The 16,408-nt window shown below is 62.8% G+C and carries 21 protein-coding genes; all 21 read left to right on the top strand.

From position 1 onward, the window contains the following. Positions 1-165: 165 nt before the first annotated feature. The 21 genes from MOV74_RS01490 (at position 166) to rpsN (ending at position 16,405) form a co-directional block, all read left to right on the top strand. On the top strand, positions 166-2,226 hold the full coding sequence (locus MOV74_RS01490; protein WP_246916907.1) for an FAD-dependent oxidoreductase: 2,061 nt from the start codon (positions 166-168) through the stop codon (positions 2,224-2,226). 132 nt (positions 2,227-2,358) lie between these two features. Next, a complete protein-coding gene (locus tag MOV74_RS01485) occupies positions 2,359-4,380 on the top strand; it encodes an ABC transporter ATP-binding protein (RefSeq protein WP_246916905.1) in 2,022 nt (673 codons plus the stop codon). 888 nt (positions 4,381-5,268) lie between these two features. Next, positions 5,269-5,640, top strand: coding sequence for a 30S ribosomal protein S12 (gene rpsL, locus MOV74_RS01480; RefSeq protein ID WP_007603006.1), 372 nt, complete (start codon positions 5,269-5,271; stop codon positions 5,638-5,640). Positions 5,641-5,655: 15 nt separating this feature from the next. After that, positions 5,656-6,126, top strand: a complete 471-nt coding sequence (rpsG, locus tag MOV74_RS01475; protein WP_018322260.1) for a 30S ribosomal protein S7 — start codon at positions 5,656-5,658, stop codon at positions 6,124-6,126. 30 nt (positions 6,127-6,156) lie between these two features. Then, positions 6,157-8,229, top strand: a complete 2,073-nt coding sequence (fusA, locus tag MOV74_RS01470; RefSeq protein ID WP_038950207.1) for an elongation factor G — start codon at positions 6,157-6,159, stop codon at positions 8,227-8,229. Positions 8,230-8,269: 40 nt separating this feature from the next. Further along, positions 8,270-9,460: an elongation factor Tu gene (gene tuf / locus MOV74_RS01465; RefSeq protein ID WP_008136415.1), complete on the top strand. Its 1,191-nt coding sequence runs from the start codon at positions 8,270-8,272 to the stop codon at positions 9,458-9,460. Between the two features lie 83 nt (positions 9,461-9,543). After that, positions 9,544-9,852, top strand: coding sequence for a 30S ribosomal protein S10 (gene rpsJ, locus MOV74_RS01460; protein ID WP_002712302.1), 309 nt, complete (start codon positions 9,544-9,546; stop codon positions 9,850-9,852). Between the two features lie 52 nt (positions 9,853-9,904). Further along, positions 9,905-10,621, top strand: coding sequence for a 50S ribosomal protein L3 (rplC, locus tag MOV74_RS01455; RefSeq protein WP_246916903.1), 717 nt, complete (start codon positions 9,905-9,907; stop codon positions 10,619-10,621). Between the two features lies 1 nt (position 10,622). Beyond that, positions 10,623-11,243: a 50S ribosomal protein L4 gene (gene rplD / locus MOV74_RS01450; protein WP_246916901.1), complete on the top strand. Its 621-nt coding sequence runs from the start codon at positions 10,623-10,625 to the stop codon at positions 11,241-11,243. Beyond that, on the top strand, positions 11,240-11,542 hold the full coding sequence (locus MOV74_RS01445) for a 50S ribosomal protein L23 (protein ID WP_194402791.1): 303 nt from the start codon (positions 11,240-11,242) through the stop codon (positions 11,540-11,542). Before rplD ends, MOV74_RS01445 begins: the two co-directional genes overlap by 4 nt. A 12-nt stretch (positions 11,543-11,554) precedes the next feature. Then, entirely contained in the window at positions 11,555-12,388 is an 834-nt protein-coding gene (gene rplB / locus MOV74_RS01440; RefSeq protein WP_246916898.1) for a 50S ribosomal protein L2, read from the top strand. 12 nt (positions 12,389-12,400) lie between these two features. After that, a complete protein-coding gene (gene rpsS / locus MOV74_RS01435) occupies positions 12,401-12,679 on the top strand; it encodes a 30S ribosomal protein S19 (RefSeq protein WP_008136357.1) in 279 nt (92 codons plus the stop codon). 10 nt (positions 12,680-12,689) lie between these two features. Next, positions 12,690-13,076, top strand: coding sequence for a 50S ribosomal protein L22 (gene rplV / locus MOV74_RS01430; protein ID WP_008136353.1), 387 nt, complete (start codon positions 12,690-12,692; stop codon positions 13,074-13,076). A 17-nt stretch (positions 13,077-13,093) separates the two neighbouring features. Continuing rightward, positions 13,094-13,819: a 30S ribosomal protein S3 gene (gene rpsC, locus MOV74_RS01425; protein WP_129268065.1), complete on the top strand. Its 726-nt coding sequence runs from the start codon at positions 13,094-13,096 to the stop codon at positions 13,817-13,819. Positions 13,820-13,849: 30 nt separating this feature from the next. Then, entirely contained in the window at positions 13,850-14,263 is a 414-nt protein-coding gene (gene rplP / locus MOV74_RS01420) for a 50S ribosomal protein L16 (RefSeq protein WP_008136349.1), read from the top strand. Positions 14,264-14,268: 5 nt separating this feature from the next. Continuing rightward, the gene (gene rpmC / locus MOV74_RS01415) at positions 14,269-14,475 is read left to right on the top strand and encodes a 50S ribosomal protein L29 (RefSeq protein WP_026202715.1); all 207 of its coding nucleotides are present in this window, start codon (positions 14,269-14,271) and stop codon (positions 14,473-14,475) included. 13 nt (positions 14,476-14,488) lie between these two features. Next, positions 14,489-14,737, top strand: coding sequence for a 30S ribosomal protein S17 (gene rpsQ / locus MOV74_RS01410; RefSeq protein WP_007603028.1), 249 nt, complete (start codon positions 14,489-14,491; stop codon positions 14,735-14,737). Positions 14,738-14,820: 83 nt separating this feature from the next. Continuing rightward, positions 14,821-15,189, top strand: coding sequence for a 50S ribosomal protein L14 (gene rplN / locus MOV74_RS01405; protein WP_007603030.1), 369 nt, complete (start codon positions 14,821-14,823; stop codon positions 15,187-15,189). Continuing rightward, entirely contained in the window at positions 15,189-15,503 is a 315-nt protein-coding gene (gene rplX / locus MOV74_RS01400; protein ID WP_007603031.1) for a 50S ribosomal protein L24, read from the top strand. Before rplN ends, rplX begins: the two co-directional genes overlap by 1 nt. Then, entirely contained in the window at positions 15,496-16,053 is a 558-nt protein-coding gene (gene rplE, locus MOV74_RS01395) for a 50S ribosomal protein L5 (protein WP_246916895.1), read from the top strand. Before rplX ends, rplE begins: the two co-directional genes overlap by 8 nt. A gap of 46 nt (positions 16,054-16,099) precedes the next feature. Continuing rightward, positions 16,100-16,405, top strand: a complete 306-nt coding sequence (gene rpsN / locus MOV74_RS01390) for a 30S ribosomal protein S14 (protein WP_246916892.1) — start codon at positions 16,100-16,102, stop codon at positions 16,403-16,405. Positions 16,406-16,408: the final 3 nt, after the last annotated feature.

Below are 16,408 nucleotides of genomic sequence, written 5' to 3'. Positions count from 1 at the left end.
ATGAAAAGGCCGGCGCAAGCCGGCCTTTTTGCTGCTTTCATTGCCTGCTGCGATGCGGGATCAACCTTTGTTCATCTTTCCTTCAGGCGCAAAAGCGCTTCTGCTAGGAGAGTTTAGACCGGTGGATCCCGTGACGGGGGCAGGGCCGGAGACCACGGAACTCACATGCTTGATCTCGCAATCGTAGGCGGCGGCCCCGGTGGGCTGATGAGTGCCTGGTATCTGAAGCGCAAGCTTGGCGATCTCTGTCGTGTCACCATCTACGAGGCCTCCGACCGGCTCGGCGGCAAGATCGTCACGCGCAAGTTCGATTCCGCACCTGCGATGTACGAGGCCGGCGTCGCCGAGATCTACGACTACTCGATGACGGGGCCCGATCCGCTGCGCGAGCTGATTCAGCATTTCGGGCTGCAGACCATTCCGATGGATGCCGAGCAGGTCCAGTTCGGCGGCGAGCTGCTGCGCGACGTGCCCGACATGCGCCGCAAATACGGCGCCAAGACCGCGGCCGCGATCGAAGCGTTCCGCAAACGTTGTGCCGAGGTGATGTCGCCGGTCGAATATTACGAGGGCGTCGGCGCGCACGACAACGAGAATCCCTGGGCCTTCAAGACCGCCGAGCAGGTGCTCGACGAGGAGGTCGAGGACGAAACCGCAAAGCGTTTCTTCAAGGTGATGGCGCGCTCCGATATCGCGACCGAGAGCCACAACACCAACGGCCTCAACGCGCTCAAGAACTACCTGATGGATGTCGACGGCTATATTGGCCTGTATTCCATCCAGAACGGCAATGAGCAGTTGATCGAGTGCCTCCAGTCGGAGGTCAACGCCGACATCCAGCTCAATCACCGCGTGCTCACCGTGGGCAAGGCGCCGACCGGCCGCTACCAGCTCAAGATGATGAATGGCAAGGGACCGGAGACCCGCGACTTCGATCTCGTGCTGGTCTGCCTGCCGCATTCCTGGCTCGCCACCATGGGGTGGGAAGGCGAGCAGCTGCGCAAATCGATGGTCAAGCACGTCTCCTATTTCGACCGTCCCGCACATTACCTGCGCGTCTCGATCCTGTTCGACACGCCATTCTGGGGCGAGAAGATTTCCGGCGCCTGGTTCATGTCGGAAGCCTTCGGCGGCTGCTGCGTCTACAACGAAGGCGCGCGCCACGACGTCGGCAAGCACGGCGTGTTGAACTGGCTGATTCCCGGCTCCGACGCGCTGGCCTTTGCCAATCTGTCGGACCAGGAGCTGATCGATGCCGCGCTCAAGTCGCTGCCGGCTTCGCTCGGCGATGCGCGTTCGCATTTCATGGAAGGCAAGATCCACCGCTGGCTGTCGTCCGTGAACGCTATACCGGGCGGCCTGCCCGTGCGCGACGTCATGACCAATCACCGGCCGGAGCCGAAGGAGCATCCGGGCATCGTGGTGGTCGGCGACTATCTGTTCGACTCGACGCTGAACGGCCTGCTCGACTCCTCGGACGCGGCGACCGACATCATCCTGACCGAGATGATGCGCCTGCGCCGCCAGCGCGCGCAGGATGGCGAGCCGGTCTCCGACAAGATCGACCGCGGCTATTTCGAGGATTATCGTGGCCTCGGTCCCTATCACGAGGCATGGCGCCACTTCACCGACGCCGATTATCTCACCAGGCTGCTCGGCATCGTCTGGGGCAAGACCAAGGGCGCCAAGCTGCTCGTCGCGGGCTCGGCCAGCGGTGAGCTGGTCGGCGCGCTGCGCGAGCGCGGCATCGATGCCTTCGGCATCGAGAACAACCGTGCCATCCACGGCAGGACGCCGAAGGCGCTGAAGAAATACAACAAGCTCGGCTCTATCACCGACATGCCGTTCAAGGACGGCGCGTTCGACTTCGTGTTCGAGACCAGCCTTTGCCACGTTTCCCCGAAGCAGGTGGTCCGCGCGATCAAGGAGCTGAACCGCGTGGTCAAGACCGGCCTCGTGTTCGGCTCGATCACCTCGGACATGGCTCCGGCTCTGATTGACCGCTACGACCTCCTGCGCGGGGTCAAGAAGCTCGGGACCTGGTGGGAATGGTCCGAGCTGTTCTTCGGCAACGGTTTCGACCTCTCGATGCACCGCAAGGATTGCACCGATGCGCTCTGGGAGGCGACGCTCGCCGCCAACAAGGGGCCGGGGCAGTGGTACGCCGACGCCGACAGCTTGCGATATTCCTTCTTCGACAAGGTCGGGGACGAGGACGACGATTAGGCGCTTGGAGCGAGCGCCTTCGCCAATTGTTTTGCCGAATTCATCTTGATCGCATAGAATCGGTGCAATAGCGGTTACCGCTATCTCCTGCTTTCTCTGCGGTCATGCCGGCCGTCAGCATCGGTTGGTTTCATGGCGTCCAAGCCCCTCCCGCCCGACAAACAGAAGCTCGCCGCCGAAGAGGCGGCCGAGCTCGACGACAAGCTCGCCGCTTCTGCCAAGCCGGACCTCGAAGACGACGAGGACGAGGCAGATGACGAGCTGGAGCTTGATGACGACGATGAGGACGAGGACCTCGTCGTCTTTACCGCACGCGAGGCTGCGGGCGCGCTCGCCACCATCGTCGGGTTCGTCAAACCCCATCTGACCAACTACAAGCGGATGCTGTCATTCGTGGCGTTTGGCGTCTTCGTCGAGACGCTGTTCAACGTCATCATGCCTCTCAGCCTCAAGTTCCTGATCGACGATGCGCTCGGCGAGGAGGACTTCCAGGCGCTGTACAAGATCCTCGGCGTGCTCGCCGTCGCCGGCATCTTCACCTCGATCGTCGCCGTCTGGTACGAGCGCTGGGATGCGCGGCTGGCTGCCTGTATCATCTCCGACGTCCGCAAGCGCCTGTTCGAGCACGTGCAGGACCTGCCGGCGGCCTATTTCGGCCGCACCAAGCGCGGCGAGATTTTATCGCGCTTCTCGGTCGACCTCTCGGCCTTCGAAGGCTCGGTGAAGACTTTCGCCAACAGTGCCGCGCTGCCGTTTCTGGAATTGATCGCCGGCATCGTCCTGATGGTGTTCTTGAACTGGCAGCTCGCCGCCGTTGCGCTGCTCGTGTTCCCAATCACGCTGATCGGCCCGCGGATCCTGACGCCCAAGGCGGTGCAGGCCAATTACGAGCAGAAGCTCAACGAGAGCGCGCTGCTCGGCATGGTGCAGGAGAACGTGGCGGCGCAAGCCGTGATCAAGGCATTCAGCCTGCAGCGCAAGATGTTCGGGTTCTTCACCTTCCGCAACGACGAGACGCGCAACAAGATTGCCTCGGCCGCGTTCCTGTCCACCATGGTGGAGCGGACGGTGACCATCTCGGTGCTGATGCTGCACCTGGTCGTGCTGGCCATCGGCGCGTACCTGGCGACCAAGGGCCAGATCACCATCGGCACCTTCGTCACATTCGAGAGCGCGTTCTGGGAGGTCTCCTACAACATCGCCCATGTGATGCATTTCATCCCGGTGTCGATCTCCTCGGCCGCCGCGATCCGCCACATCCAGGAGTTGCTGGACCAGCCGACCCGCAGCGCTGATCGCCCTGGCGCGCCCGACCTGCCGCGCATCACCAACGACATCACCTTCGATCACGTCACCTTCCAGTACGAGGGCAGTCAGACGCCGGTGCTGGATAATCTCAGTCTCAAGCTCAATGCGGGCAAGCGCATCGCGATCGTCGGCCCGAGCGGCTCCGGCAAGAGCACGTTGCTCAACCTGATCCTGCGGCTCTACGTGCCCAACGAGGGGCGCGTCACCATCGACGGCGTCGACGTCCGCAAGGTGACGCTGGATTCCCTGCGCCGGAGCATGGCGGTGGTGTTCCAGGAGAACATGCTGTTCAACATGTCGATTCGCGAGAACATCCGGCTCGGCAAGGAAGGCGCGAGTGACGAGGAGGTGGAGGACGCCGCCAAGAAGGCCGAGATTCATCGCTACATCATGAGCCTGCCGCAGCGATACGACACGCCGGTCGGCGAGCGCGGCGATACCCTGTCGGGCGGCCAGCGCCAGCGCATCGCGATCGCGCGCGCGATCATTCGCAACCCCTCGGTGCTGCTGCTGGACGAGGCGACCTCGGCGCTGGACCAGACCACGGAAGCTGCAATCAACCGGACGCTGCTCAAGGTCGCCAAGGGCCGCACCATGATCTGGTCGACCCACCGGCTGACCTCGGTGGTCGAGATGGACGAAATCATCGTGATTTCCGCGGGCAGGGCGATCGAACGCGGCTCGCATGCCCAGCTGCTCGCCAAGAACGGCACCTATCGCAAGCTGTGGAACGACCAGATCCACCAGCCGCATGGCGCGGCGGCTCACGCCGACGACGGCAGAGACGATGACGATGAAGACGACCGCGAGGATGATGAGGACGAGGACGGCGACGGGGAGGGGTGAGTCGGGCCGCACCGATTCTGTGATTCCGGTCATCGGCATTCGCGGGGGCGCATGGACCGATGAACTCCTCGATTCGAGAGCTCGGCCGGATACCTCTCAGAGTGAATCGGTCGGGACCCGATGTCACGGACGTTGGTCGCGCCGGCGACCTTTCGCCCATTTTTTGGTAACGTTCCCGATGCCGATTGCTGTCGAAGGGAAGAGATTAACGCTCATTAACGCTTGAAGAGCCCAAAAAACCTTCGCGGATCGTTATAAAGTTACATTTCGCCCGGATATAAATGTTCGTCGAGCTGGCGAAATGGGTGCTGCGCTCCCATATCCGGGTGACGCGGCGAGGGTGGCAAACAGCGATTTTGACAGGCTCCTGAGCGCCTTGTGACTGTCGTTTCGCCTTGACTTGACCGACTCTCACTTATAGAAAGCGCCTCACTTAACGACAGGCGGTGAGCATCGCCAGCGTCGGAACGGGCCACCCGTTAGATCCCCAAGAACTAGATCCCACAAGGACTAGATCAGCAGGGGTCGCGCAAGACGGGCACCAACCTCGACGAATGCCGCTCAAACGCTGTCGATCATAGCTAGGCAATGCCAGTGCGATTTTAGTTCTCTTGAGCACGTTCTCTAGAGATCGAATTCGGATGCATGACCTCAGTGCGCGGGCCGCGGCTTTACGCTGACCGGCCTCAAGACTGCGGTCCTCTGTGGCGTCGAAGCGCTTTCCGCCCGTTGATGGGGCGGTTGGCGCGATTTCGCTTTGTGCGGATTGTTCCGCCGAAGGCGACCTCGTCGGGCGGGTGGCTCGAAAGAATTTGCGGTCCCGGCAACGGGCTGCGGCAAGACAGCGGATCCGGAAGGATCTGCAACAGAACAAAGGGTAAGGCCAGGATGCCGACGATCAACCAGCTGATCGCTCAACCGCGTGAAGTGCAGAAGTCGCGCAAGAAGGTGCCGGCGCTGCAGCAGTCGCCGCAGAAGCGTGGTGTTTGCACCCGCGTCTACACCACGACCCCGAAGAAGCCGAACTCGGCGCTTCGTAAGGTCGCCAAGGTGCGCCTGACCAACGGCTTCGAGGTGATCGGCTACATCCCCGGTGAGGGCCATAACCTCCAGGAGCACTCGGTGGTCATGATCCGCGGCGGTCGCGTCAAGGACTTGCCCGGCGTGCGCTATCACATCCTCCGCGGCGTTCTGGATACCCAGGGCGTCAAGAACCGTAAGCAGCGTCGTTCGAAGTACGGCGCGAAGCGTCCGAAGTAAGCGGGAACCAGGTCCATGTCTCGTCGCCACTCAGCGGAAAAGCGCGAAGTTCTCCCCGATCCGAAGTTCGGGAACATCATCGTCACGAAGTTCATGAATTCGGTGATGTACGCCGGCAAGAAGTCGGTCGCCGAAGGCATCGTCTACGGTGCGTTCGGTATCATCGAAACCAAGACCAAGCAGAACCCGCTCGGCGTGTTCGAGCAGGCACTCGAGAACGTCATGCCGACGATCGAAGTGCGCTCCCGCCGCGTCGGCGGCGCGACCTACCAGGTCCCGGTCGAGGTTCGTTCGACCCGCCGTCAGGCGCTGGGCATCCGCTGGCTGATCTCCGCTGCTCGCGATCGCAACGAGAAGACCATGACCGAGCGGCTGTCGGCCGAACTGCTGGACGCGTCGAACAACCGTGGCAACGCCGTCAAGAAGCGCGAAGACGTGCACCGGATGGCGGAAGCCAACCGCGCCTTCTCGCACTATCGCTGGTAACGGCGAAACACGGAATCTAAGGAACACCCAATGCCCCGCGTTCATGCCATAGAGAATTACCGCAACTTCGGTATCATGGCGCATATCGATGCCGGCAAGACGACGACGACCGAGCGCATCCTCTATTACACCGGCAAGAGCCACAAGATCGGCGAAGTGCACGAAGGTGCCGCGACGATGGACTGGATGGAGCAGGAGCAGGAGCGTGGCATCACGATCACTTCGGCTGCGACCACCGCGTTCTGGGCCGGCAAGCGTCTGAACATCATCGACACCCCCGGCCACGTCGACTTCACCATCGAAGTCGAGCGTTCGCTGCGCGTGCTCGACGGCGCCGTCTGCGTGCTCGACTCCAACCAGGGCGTCGAGCCCCAGACCGAGACCGTCTGGCGCCAGGGCGACAAGTACAAGGTTCCGCGCATCGTCTTCGCCAACAAGATGGACAAGACCGGCGCCGACTTCTTCAAGTGCCTGGCCGACATCGTCGACCGCCTCGGCGCCAAGCCGATCGCGATCCAGCTTCCGATCGGCGCCGAGAACAACTTCAAGGGTCTCGTCGACCTCGTGAAGATGCAGGGCATCATCTGGAACGATGAATCGCTCGGCGCGAAGTTCGACTATGTCGACATTCCCGAGGATCTCGTCGAGCAGGCCAAGGAATATCGCGAGAAGATGGTGGAAGCCGCCGTCGAGCTCGACGACGACGCCATGGCCGCCTATCTCGACGGCAAGGAGCCGGACGAAGAGACGCTGAAGCGGCTGATCCGCAAGGCGGTCCTGACCGGCGCGTTCTATCCCGTGCTGTGCGGCTCGGCCTTCAAGAACAAGGGCGTGCAGCCGCTGCTCGACGCCGTCGTCGACTATCTGCCGTCGCCGATCGACGTGCCCGCGATCAAGGGCACCGACGACCGCGGCAACGAGGTCGTGCGCAAGGCGGACGACAAGGAGCCGCTCGCGCTGCTCGCGTTCAAGATCATGGACGACCCGTTCGTCGGCACCATCACCTTCTGCCGCATCTACTCCGGCGTTCTGCAGAGCGGCACCGGCGTCGTGAACTCGACCCGCGAGAAGAAGGAGCGCATCGGGCGCATGCTCTTGATGCATGCGAACAACCGCGAAGACATCAAGGAAGCCTATGCCGGCGACATCGTCGCGCTGGCCGGCCTGAAGGAAGCGCGCACCGGTGACACGCTGTGCGATCCCGACAAGCAGGTGATCCTGGAGAAGATGGAATTCCCCGAGCCGGTCATCGAGATCGCGATCGAGCCGAAGTCCAAGGCCGACCAGGAAAAGCTGGGCGTGGCGCTGGCCAAGCTCGCTGCGGAAGATCCGTCCTTCCGCGTGTCGACCGACCAGGAGTCCGGCCAGACCATCCTGAAGGGCATGGGCGAGCTCCATCTCGACATCAAGGTCGACATCCTCAGGCGCACCTACAAGGTCGACGCCAACATCGGCGCGCCGCAGGTTGCGTTCCGTGAGCGCGTCACCAAGAAGGCCGAGGTCAAGTACACCCACAAGAAGCAGACCGGCGGTACCGGTCAGTTCGCGGAAGTGTCGATCGTGGTCGAGCCGAACGAGCCCGGCAAGGGCTACGAGTTCGAGTCCAAGATCGTCGGTGGTGCGGTTCCGAAGGAATACATCCCCGGCGTCGAAAAGGGCCTCAACAGCGTGATGAGCTCTGGCGTGGTCGCGGGCTTCCCCGTGGTCGACGTCAAGGTTCAGCTCGTCGACGGCAAGTATCACGACGTCGACTCGTCGGCGCTCGCCTTCGAAATCGCATCGCGCGCGGCATTCCGCGAAGCCTTGCAGAAGGGCAAGTCCGTCCTGCTCGAGCCGATCATGAAGGTCGAAGTGGTGACCCCGGAAGACTACACCGGCTCGGTCATCGGCGACCTGAATTCCCGGCGCGGTCAGATCCAGGGGCAGGACATGCGCGGCAACGCCAACGTCATCAACGCGATGGTGCCGCTCATGAACATGTTCGGTTACGTGAATAACCTGCGCTCGATGAGCCAGGGTCGCGCAACCTTCACCATGCAGTTCGACCACTACGCAGAAGCGCCGGCCAACGTGTCGGCAGAAGTCCAGAAGAAGTTTGCCTGATTGTCGTCGGTCACGAACTGACGATTGAACGGAGAGTCAAATGGCCAAAGCAAAGTTTGAACGTAACAAGCCGCACTGCAACATCGGCACCATCGGTCACGTCGACCATGGCAAGACGTCGCTGACCGCGGCGATCACCAAGGTTCTCGCCGAAGCCGGCGGTGCAACGTTCACCGCGTACGACCAGATCGACAAGGCGCCGGAAGAGAAGGCGCGCGGCATCACGATCTCGACCGCACACGTCGAGTACGAGACGCCGAACCGCCACTACGCCCACGTCGACTGCCCCGGCCACGCCGACTACGTGAAGAACATGATCACCGGCGCCGCCCAGATGGACGGTGCGATCCTGGTCGTGTCGGCTGCTGACGGCCCGATGCCGCAGACGCGCGAGCACATTCTGCTCGCCCGCCAGGTCGGCGTGCCCGCGCTGGTCGTGTTCCTGAACAAGTGCGACATGGTCGACGATCCGGAACTGCTTGAGCTCGTCGAGCTCGAAGTTCGCGAACTGCTCTCGAAGTACGACTTCCCGGGCGACAAGATCCCGATCATCAAGGGTTCGGCGCTCGCCGCTCTCGAAGACTCCGACAAGAAGCTCGGTCACGACGCCATTCTCGAGCTGATGAAGAACGTCGACGAGTACATCCCGCAGCCGGAGCGTCCGATCGACCAGCCGTTCCTGATGCCGGTTGAAGACGTGTTCTCGATCTCGGGCCGCGGCACCGTGGTGACCGGCCGTGTCGAGCGCGGCATCGTCAAGGTCGGCGAGGAAATCGAGATCGTCGGTCTCCGTGCGACCCAGAAGACGACCGTCACCGGCGTCGAAATGTTCCGCAAGCTGCTCGATCAGGGCCAGGCCGGCGACAACATCGGTGCGCTGCTCCGCGGCACCAAGCGCGAAGACGTCGAGCGCGGCCAGGTGCTGTGCAAGCCGGGTTCGGTCAAGCCGCACACCAAGTTCAAGGCTGAGGCTTACATCCTCACCAAGGAAGAGGGCGGCCGCCACACCCCGTTCTTCACCAACTACCGTCCGCAGTTCTACTTCCGCACCACCGACGTGACCGGTGTCGTGCATCTGCCGGAAGGCACCGAGATGGTGATGCCGGGCGACAACATCGCGATGGAAGTGCACCTGATCGTGCCGATCGCGATGGAAGAGAAGCTCCGTTTCGCGATCCGCGAAGGTGGCCGCACCGTCGGCGCCGGCGTCGTCGCCTCGATCATCGAGTAACAAGCGAATAGGGAATGGGGAGTGGCGAATAGGGAATTCTATTCGCTACTCGCTACTCGCCACTCACTAGAGAAAGCACGGCAATGAACGGCCAAAACATTCGTATCCGTCTCAAGGCGTTCGACCATCGTATCCTCGATACGTCGACCCGCGAGATCGTGAACACGGCGAAGCGCACCGGCGCGCAGGTCCGCGGACCCATTCCGCTGCCCACCCGCATCGAGAAGTTCACCGTCAACCGTTCGCCCCACGTCGACAAGAAGAGCCGCGAGCAGTTCGAGATGCGCACTCACAAGCGCCTGCTCGACATCGTCGATCCGACCCCGCAGACCGTCGATGCTTTGATGAAGCTCGACCTGGCCGCCGGTGTCGACGTCGAGATCAAGCTCTAAGATTTTTGGATCCCGTTCGCGCAAGCGGACAGAAAGAACAGGAAGCAAGCCGATGCGCTCCGGAGTGATCGCACAAAAGGTCGGGATGACGCGGGTCTTTACAGAGGCCGGCGAACATATCCCCGTGACCGTGCTGAAGCTCGGCAATTGCCAGGTCGTAGGCCACCGCACCGAAGAGAAGAACGGTTACGTCGCGCTCCAGCTTGGTTCTGGCAGCCGCAAGACCGTTTACATGCCCAAGGCGGAGCGCGGCCAGTTCGCGGTCGCCAAGGTCGAGCCGAAGCGGCAGGTCGAGGAATTCCGAGTCTCCGCGGATCAGATGATCCCGGTCGGCGCCGAGATCCTTGCCGACCACTTCGTCGTTGGCCAGTTCGTCGACGTCACCGGCACTTCGGTCGGTAAGGGCTTCGCCGGCGGTATGAAGCGCTGGAACTTCGGCGGTCTGCGCGCCACCCACGGCGTCTCGGTCTCGCACCGCTCGATCGGTTCGACCGGTGGCCGTCAGGACCCCGGCAAGACCTGGAAGAACAAGAAGATGCCCGGCCATATGGGTGTCGACCGCATCACCACGCTCAACCTTCGCGTCGTTCAGCTCGATGTCGAGCGTGGCCTGATCCTCGTCGAAGGCGCCGTTCCCGGCTCCAAGGGCGGCTGGATTCGCGTGCGCGACGCCGTCAAGAAGCCGCTGCCGAAGGAAGCTCCGAAGCCCGGCAAGTTCAAGGTTGCGGGTGGCGAAGCCGAGGCTGCGGCCCAGCAGGAGGGTGCGTGAGATGGAATTGAAGGTCACCACCCTCGAAGGTAAGGAAGCCGGCTCGGTCCAGCTGTCCGACACCATTTTCGGCCTCGAGCCGCGCCAGGACATCATTGCACGTTGTGTGCAGTGGCAGCTCAACAAGCGCCAGGCCGGCACGCACAAGGCCAAGGGCCGCGCCGAGATCTGGCGCACCGGCAAGAAGATGTACAAGCAGAAGGGCACCGGCGGTGCTCGTCACGGCTCGGCCCGCGTGCGGCAGTTCCGCGGCGGCGGCCGTGCCTTCGGTCCGGTGGTGCGTTCGCACGCCACCGACCTGCCGAAGAAGGTCCGCGCGCTCGCGCTGAAGCATGCGCTCTCGGCCAAGGCCAAGGACGGCGATCTCGTCGTGATCGACAAGGCCGCGCTGGAAGCCGCCAAGACCAAGGCGCTGCTCGGTCACTTCTCGGGGCTCGGCCTGACCAACGCGCTGATCATCGACGGCGCCGAGCTCAACAATGGCTTCGCCGCTGCGGCTCGCAACATCCCGAACATGGACGTGCTGCCGATCCAGGGCATCAACGTCTACGACATCCTGCGCCGTCAGAAGCTCGTTCTGACCAAGGCCGCCATCGATGCGCTGGAGGCGCGCTTCAAATGACGAAGAACATCGAGGCTCGCCACTACGACGTGATCGTGTCGCCGGTCGTGACCGAAAAGGCGACGATCGCATCCGAGCACAACAAGGTGCTGTTCAAGGTGGCCGCCAAGGCGACCAAGCCGCAGATCAAGGAAGCGATCGAGAAGCTGTTCGACGTCAAGGTCAAGAGCGTCAATACGCTGGTCCGCAAGGGCAAGACCAAGATCTTCCGCGGCAATCTCGGCTCGCAGTCGAACACCAAGCGCGCGATCGTGACCCTCGAAGAGGGCCACCGGATCGACGTAACCACCGGTCTGTAAGGTCGTACGACGATGGCACTGAAGACATTCAATCCTACGACGCCGGGCCAGCGCCAGCTGGTCATGGTCGATCGTTCGGCCCTCTACAAGGGCAAGCCGGTCAAGGCGCTCACCGAGGGCAAGCACTCCTCGGGCGGCCGCAACAACACCGGTCGCATCACCGTGCGCTTCCGCGGCGGCGGTCACAAGCAGACGCTGCGCACCGTGGATTTCAAGCGCGAGAAGATCGACGTCCCCGCGACGGTCGAGCGTCTCGAGTATGATCCGAACCGCACCGGCTTCATCGCGCTGATCAAGTATCAGGACGGCGAGCTGGCCTACATCCTGGCGCCGCAGCGCTTGGCCGTGGGCGACACCATCATCGCCGGCAACTATGTCGACGTGAAGCCGGGCAACGTCATGCCGCTCGGCAACATGCCGGTCGGCACGATCATCCACAACATCGAGGTCAAGATCGGGAAGGGCGGCCAGCTCGCCCGTTCCGCGGGCACCTATGCCCAGCTCGTCGGCCGCGACCAGGACTACGTGATCATCCGCCTGAACTCGGGCGAGCAGCGCCTGGTGCACGGCCGTTGCCGCGGCACGATCGGCGCGGTGTCGAACCCGGATCACATGAACACCTCGATCGGCAAGGCCGGCCGTAACCGTTGGCTGGGCCGCAAGCCGCATAACCGCGGTGTCTCGATGAACCCGATCGACCATCCGCACGGCGGTGGTGAAGGTCGTACCTCGGGCGGTCGCCACCCGGTCACCCCGTGGGGCAAGCCGACCAAGGGCAAGAAGACCCGCACCAACAAGTCGACCAACAAATTCATTCTCCTAAGCCGCCACAAGCGGAAGAAGTAAGGAACGCCGGACATGGTTCGTTCAGTCTGGAAAGGCCCGTTCGTCGAGGGTTCTCTGCTCAAGAAGGCAGATGCTGCCCGCGCGTCCGGCCGTCACGACGTCATCAAGATCTGGAGCCGTCGCTCGACGATCCTGCCGCAGTTCGTCGGCCTGACCTTCGGCGTCTACAACGGTCAGAAGCACGTGCCGGTGGCCGTCAACGAGGAAATGGTCGGTCACAAGTTCGGCGAGTTTTCGCCGACCCGGACCTTCCATGGCCACTCCGGCGACAAGAAAGCCAAGAAGGCTTGAGGATTAAACGATGAGCAAACCTAAGCGCGAACGGAGCCTCGCCGAGAACGAGGCCAAGGCGGTCGCCCGGATGCTGCGGGTGAGCCCGCAGAAGCTCAACCTGGTCGCCCAGCTCATTCGCGGCCGGAAGGCAGCTGCTGCGCTCGCCGATCTGCAGTTTTCGCGCAAGCGGATCGCGGTGGACGTGAAGAAGTGCCTGGAATCGGCTATCGCCAATGCCGAGAACAACCACGACCTCGACGTCGACGATCTCGTCGTGGCGCAGGCCTTCGTCGGCAACGGCCTCGTGATGAAGCGCTTTGCCGCTCGCGGCCGTGGCCGCTCGGGCCGTGTCTACAAACCATTTTCGCAGCTGACGATCATCGTTCGTCAGGTCGAAGCTGAAGCCGCCGCTTAAGGGCGCAGGAGAACACGATGGGTCAAAAGATCAATCCGATCGGTCTGCGTCTCGGCATCAACCGCACCTGGGATTCCCGCTGGTTCGCCGGCAAGCAGGAATACGGCAAGCTGCTGCACGAGGACGTCAAGATCCGTGAGATCCTGCACAAGGAGCTCAAGCAGGCGGCCGTCGCCCGCATCGTGATCGAGCGTCCGCACAAGAAGTGCCGCGTCACCATCCACTCGGCCCGTCCGGGCGTGGTGATCGGCAAGAAAGGCGCAGACATCGACAAGCTGCGCAAGAAGGTCGCGGACATCACCTCGTCCGACGTCGTCATCAACATCGTCGAAATCCGCAAGCCGGAGCTCGATGCGACGTTGGTGGCCGAGTCGATCGCGCAGCAGCTGGAGCGCCGCGTGGCGTTCCGCCGCGCCATGAAGCGCGCCGTGCAGTCGGCGATGCGTCTCGGCGCGGAAGGCATCCGCATCAACTGCTCGGGTCGTCTGGGCGGTGCGGAAATCGCGCGCATGGAGTGGTACCGCGAAGGTCGCGTGCCGCTGCACACGCTGCGCGCCGACATCGACTACGGCGTTGCGACCGCGTTCACGACCTTCGGCACCTGCGGCGTCAAGGTCTGGATCTTCAAGGGCGAGATCCTCGAACACGATCCGATGGCCCAGGACAAGAGAATGGCCGAAGGCGAGACCAGCGGTGGTGGTGATCGCGGTGGCCGTGGGCGCCGTGACAACGCTGCGGCCTGATCCGCACTGAGAATTTGAGGGCTTAAAGCCATGATGCAACCTAAGAAGACGAAGTTCCGGAAGGCGCATAAGGGCCGTATCCACGGCGTTGCGTCGTCGGGCGCGACGTTGGCGTTCGGCCAGTTCGGCCTGAAGGCGACCGAGCCTGAGCGCGTCACCGCGCGCCAGATCGAAGCCGCTCGCCGCGCGCTGACCCGCCACATGAAGCGTGCCGGCCGCGTCTGGATCCGCGTATTCCCGGACGTTCCGGTGTCGAAGAAACCGGCCGAAGTCCGCATGGGCTCCGGCAAGGGTTCGCCGGAATTGTGGGTCGCGCGCGTCAAGCCGGGCCGGGTGCTGTTCGAGATCGACGGCGTCAACACCCAGACGGCGCGTGAGGCGCTGACCCTGGCGGCCGCCAAGCTGCCGATCAAGACGCGCTTCGTCGAGCGCATTGCGGAGTAATGGCCATGGCCCAGATGAAGATCGAAGACATCCGCGCGATGAGCCCCGACCAGCAGGACGACGCCGTCCTGAACCTGAAGAAGGAGCGCTTCAACCTGCGCTTCCAGCGCGCCACCGGGCAGCTCGAGAATACCTCGCGCCTGCGCGAGGCCCGTCGTGACATCGCCCGGATCAAGACCGTCGCCGCGCAGACGCGCGCGAAGAAGAAGTAAGAGGCTTACGAAGATGCCGAAACGTACTTTGCAGGGCGTGGTCGTCAGCGACAAGCAAGCCAAGACCATCGTGGTGCGCGTCGATCGCCGCTTCACGCACCCGATCTACAAGAAGACGATCCGCCGTTCGAAGAACTACCACGCGCACGACGAGAGCAACGAGTTCAAGCCGGGCGACATGGTGTGGATCGAGGAATCGAAGCCGATTTCGAAGTTGAAGCGCTGGGTCGTGATCCGGGGCGAACACAAGAAAAGCGCCTGATCTGTTGGCTTTAGCCGACTGACTTCAGGGAAATGTTGAGCGCCGGCTGGGCTGGCGCAAAGAGAAGAGGACGAGGTGCATCAATGATTCAGATGCAGACCAACCTCGACGTGGCCGACAATTCTGGCGCACGCCGTGTCATGTGTATCAAGGTGCTCGGGGGCTCCAAGCGCCGCTACGCCACGATCGGCGACATCATCGTCGTTTCGATCAAGGAAGCAATTCCGCGTGGCAAGGTGAAGAAGGGCGACGTGATGAAGGCCGTCGTGGTGCGCGTCCGCAAGGACATCCGCCGCGCCGACGGTTCGGTCATCCGCTTCGACCGCAACGCCGCCGTCCTGATCAACAACCAGTCCGAGCCGGTCGGCACCCGTATCTTCGGGCCCGTGCCGCGCGAGCTGCGCGCGAAGAACCACATGAAGATCATCTCGCTCGCGCCGGAGGTGCTGTGATGGCTGCGAAGATCCGCAAGGGCGACAAGGTCGTCGTGCTGACCGGCCGCGACAAGGGCCGCACCGGCGAAGTGTTCGAAGTGCGTCCCGACGCCGGCACGGCGCTCGTGCGCGGCATCAACATGGTCAAGCGTCACCAGAAGCAGACGCAGGCCCAGGAGGGCGGCATCATCTCGAAGGAGTCGCCGATCCAACTGTCCAACATCGCGTATGTCGGCAAGGATGGAAAGCCGACCCGCGTCGGATTCAAGATTCTGGCGGACGGCAAGAAGGTCCGCATCGCCAAGAGCTCGGGAGCTGAGATCGATGGCTGAGGCCGCTTACACGCCGCGCCTGCGCGCGGAATACGATGCGAAGATCCGCACGGCGATGACCGAGAAGTTCGGTTATGAGAACGTCATGCAGGTTCCGCGCCTGGACAAGGTCGTGCTGAACATGGGCGTTGGCGATTCCGTCAACGACCGCAAGAAGGCCGAGACCGCTGCCGCCGAGCTGACCCAGATCGCCGGCCAGAAGGCGATCGTGACCTATTCGCGTATCGCGATTGCGACCTTCAAGCTGCGCGAGAACCAGCCGATCGGCTGCAAGGTCACGCTGCGCAAGTCCCACATGTACGAGTTCATCGATCGCCTGGTGACGGTCGCGCTGCCGCGCGTCCGCGACTTCCGCGGCCTGAACCCGAAGAGCTTCGACGGCCGCGGCAACTACTCGCTCGGCATCAAGGAGCACATCATTTTCCCCGAGATCGACTTCGACAAGGTCACGGAAGCCCGCGGCATGGACATCACCGTCTGCACCACGGCCAAGACCGACGACGAGGCGAGGGCCTTGTTGACCGCTTTCAATTTCCCGTTCCGGCAGTGAGACGCTGACCTAAAGCCTCTCAAACGCGGATACCCAGGAGCCAAGCATGGCAAAGAAGAGTTCAATCGAGAAGAACAACCGGCGCAAGCGGATGGTGAAGAACGCCGCCCCGAAGCGCGAGCGGTTGAAGGCGATCATCGCCGACAAGAAGCTGCCGATGGAGGAGCGGTTCGCCGCCACCCTGAAGCTCGCGGAAATGCCGCGCAATTCGTCGGCGACCCGCATCCGCCTGCGTTGCGAGCTGTCGGGCCGCCCGCGCTCGAACTACCGCAAGAACAAGCTGTCCCGTATCGCGCTGCGCGAACTTGGCTCCAAGGGCATGGTCCCGGGCCTCGTGAAGTCCAGCTGGTAAGGA

It is taken from the genome of Bradyrhizobium sp. SHOUNA76 (genome assembly GCF_023006445.1).
Classification (GTDB): Bacteria; Pseudomonadota; Alphaproteobacteria; order Rhizobiales; family Xanthobacteraceae; genus Bradyrhizobium.
This window is presented reverse-complemented; position numbering and strand designations above follow the sequence as displayed.

Excerpts from the sequence above, each read along its gene's own strand:
- MOV74_RS01490 (WP_246916907.1), top strand. The coding sequence starts at position 166 with ATGCTTGATCTCGCAATCGTAGGCGGCGGCCCCGGTGGGCTGATGAGT.
- MOV74_RS01485 (WP_246916905.1), top strand. The coding sequence starts at position 2,359 with ATGGCGTCCAAGCCCCTCCCGCCCGACAAACAGAAGCTCGCCGCCGAA.
- rpsL (WP_007603006.1), top strand. The coding sequence starts at position 5,269 with ATGCCGACGATCAACCAGCTGATCGCTCAACCGCGTGAAGTGCAGAAG.
- rpsG (WP_018322260.1), top strand. The coding sequence starts at position 5,656 with ATGTCTCGTCGCCACTCAGCGGAAAAGCGCGAAGTTCTCCCCGATCCG.
- fusA (WP_038950207.1), top strand. The coding sequence starts at position 6,157 with ATGCCCCGCGTTCATGCCATAGAGAATTACCGCAACTTCGGTATCATG.
- tuf (WP_008136415.1), top strand. The coding sequence starts at position 8,270 with ATGGCCAAAGCAAAGTTTGAACGTAACAAGCCGCACTGCAACATCGGC.
- rpsJ (WP_002712302.1), top strand. The coding sequence starts at position 9,544 with ATGAACGGCCAAAACATTCGTATCCGTCTCAAGGCGTTCGACCATCGT.
- rplC (WP_246916903.1), top strand. The coding sequence starts at position 9,905 with ATGCGCTCCGGAGTGATCGCACAAAAGGTCGGGATGACGCGGGTCTTT.
- rplD (WP_246916901.1), top strand. The coding sequence starts at position 10,623 with ATGGAATTGAAGGTCACCACCCTCGAAGGTAAGGAAGCCGGCTCGGTC.
- MOV74_RS01445 (WP_194402791.1), top strand. The coding sequence starts at position 11,240 with ATGACGAAGAACATCGAGGCTCGCCACTACGACGTGATCGTGTCGCCG.
- rplB (WP_246916898.1), top strand. The coding sequence starts at position 11,555 with ATGGCACTGAAGACATTCAATCCTACGACGCCGGGCCAGCGCCAGCTG.
- rpsS (WP_008136357.1), top strand. The coding sequence starts at position 12,401 with ATGGTTCGTTCAGTCTGGAAAGGCCCGTTCGTCGAGGGTTCTCTGCTC.
- rplV (WP_008136353.1), top strand. The coding sequence starts at position 12,690 with ATGAGCAAACCTAAGCGCGAACGGAGCCTCGCCGAGAACGAGGCCAAG.
- rpsC (WP_129268065.1), top strand. The coding sequence starts at position 13,094 with ATGGGTCAAAAGATCAATCCGATCGGTCTGCGTCTCGGCATCAACCGC.
- rplP (WP_008136349.1), top strand. The coding sequence starts at position 13,850 with ATGATGCAACCTAAGAAGACGAAGTTCCGGAAGGCGCATAAGGGCCGT.
- rpmC (WP_026202715.1), top strand. The coding sequence starts at position 14,269 with ATGGCCCAGATGAAGATCGAAGACATCCGCGCGATGAGCCCCGACCAG.
- rpsQ (WP_007603028.1), top strand. The coding sequence starts at position 14,489 with ATGCCGAAACGTACTTTGCAGGGCGTGGTCGTCAGCGACAAGCAAGCC.
- rplN (WP_007603030.1), top strand. The coding sequence starts at position 14,821 with ATGATTCAGATGCAGACCAACCTCGACGTGGCCGACAATTCTGGCGCA.
- rplX (WP_007603031.1), top strand. The coding sequence starts at position 15,189 with ATGGCTGCGAAGATCCGCAAGGGCGACAAGGTCGTCGTGCTGACCGGC.
- rplE (WP_246916895.1), top strand. The coding sequence starts at position 15,496 with ATGGCTGAGGCCGCTTACACGCCGCGCCTGCGCGCGGAATACGATGCG.
- rpsN (WP_246916892.1), top strand. The coding sequence starts at position 16,100 with ATGGCAAAGAAGAGTTCAATCGAGAAGAACAACCGGCGCAAGCGGATG.